Source organism: Burkholderia sp. COPS, from assembly GCF_019425585.1.
Lineage (GTDB): Bacteria > Pseudomonadota > Gammaproteobacteria > Burkholderiales > Burkholderiaceae > Burkholderia > Burkholderia cepacia.
Window position 1 is genome coordinate 621 of the sequence record NZ_WIXR01000101.1, and the last position, 1,051, is coordinate 1,671.

2 protein-coding genes are annotated in these 1,051 nt (G+C 59.1%); both read left to right on the forward strand.

What is annotated here, in order from left to right:
- Nucleotides 1–230 (forward strand): hypothetical protein (locus FOZ70_RS37730; protein WP_219707907.1); only part of this gene is annotated, 230 nt, incomplete at its 5' end.
- Nucleotides 231–472: 242 nt separating this feature from the next.
- Nucleotides 473–1,051 (forward strand): cyclic nucleotide-binding domain-containing protein (locus tag FOZ70_RS37735; RefSeq protein ID WP_258025857.1); only part of this gene is annotated, 579 nt, incomplete at its 3' end.

Genomic DNA, 1,051 nt, shown 5'->3' on the forward strand with positions numbered 1-1,051 from the left:
ACACGGCGGCGCGCGCCGTCGAGGAACGCGTGGTTCAGCGCCAGAAAGAGAAAGCCGGCCAGGTTCCGGACGCGCTCGGGCGAACGTTGCAGGTAGATGTGGACCTTGAGCGCGGTATCGGAGAGCAGTTCGTCGGCGCGGTGGATATCGCCCTTGCACAACAGGCGCGCGCGCCGCCGCAATTTCCCCTGCATTTCCCGCCATGTGTGATCGAGCTGCTGCGCCGGTGACTCAGGCGTCGAAACAGCGTGCTGGTTCGAGGTTGTCATCCCGTGCCTTCCTTTTTTATGGAAAACACAGAATCGATTCGGTGCCGGGAATGGCGCTGTTACCCGCGTAACACCGTTTTAAAGATAATCGCTTCGTGTAAATGTTCTTGATTATTGTGAACGGAAACTTTAATTCCCCGGCATCTCCTCATCCGTCGTTTCGGGCGCGCCGCCGAGCGTAACCAATGGCATTTCGATGAAAAATGGCGACTGCCGCCGCGATGCGATTACGCCGGCACGCTGCTGCCGATGTCGGTCGACCAAAGGTCCCTGGCGCCGAAGCAAAACCATATCGGGATCACTTTCCCATTATCTGGTTATTTTCATCATTCATTTTCACGCAATGCCAAAGGCAGCGTTTTTCGCTAGGTGGCTGCATCGTCAAACAACCTTGCACGGAAAACATGCCTGCCCTCGTCAACGGTCGAACGCTGTGCAATATCCCGATACTCGCCGATCTTCCGGAAAGCCTGCTCGCTCACATCGAGCGGCATCTCGCGCCCTGGCCCGAACACGGCAATCGCCTGTTGTTCTTCAAGGGCGATCCGGGCGATTTCGTCGCCTTCGTGCACTGCGGCCGCGTGTACAAGACACTGCACGAACCCGGTGGACGCGAACTCATTCTCGGCCACTCGTTGCCGGGTGAACTCATCGGCGAAAACACGCTGGTTCGCGCCCACCGGCGCAGCTTCACCGCGCAGTTGAGCCCCGACTGCCGCGTGTCGCTGCTGCATCGCCAGTACTTCGCGCCGCTGCTGGCCAACGCGGATTTCATGGCGCGC